We start from the raw sequence: 253 nt of genomic DNA, 5'->3' as shown, positions 1-253 counted from the left end.
GGAGAGCATGAAGAAAGAGCCGGTGCCGGGGCCGAAAACGCCGTCGTAAAAGCCGATCAGCGGCACGAAACTCATGCCGAAGGCAAAGGGCGTGATGCGGCGGTGGGTGTCGAGGTCATTGAGATTGGGCTTGAAGGCGAAGTAGAGCGCGATCGCGACCAGCAGAACCGGCATCAGGGCGCGCAGCACGTCGCCGGGCACGATGGTTGCCAGCGCCGCGCCAAGCGCGCCGCCCATCACGGCCATCATCGCC

1 protein-coding gene is annotated in these 253 nt (G+C 65.2%); it reads right to left on the bottom strand.

Annotation, left to right across the window (positions count from 1 at the left end):
- Window positions 1-253, bottom strand: a 253-nt coding sequence (locus SB772_RS43450) for a TSUP family transporter (protein WP_410838955.1), incomplete at both ends; no start/stop codon positions are given.

The organism is Paraburkholderia sp. SIMBA_030 (assembly GCF_046535245.1).
GTDB lineage: Bacteria > Pseudomonadota > Gammaproteobacteria > Burkholderiales > Burkholderiaceae > Paraburkholderia.
This window is presented reverse-complemented; position numbering and strand designations above follow the sequence as displayed.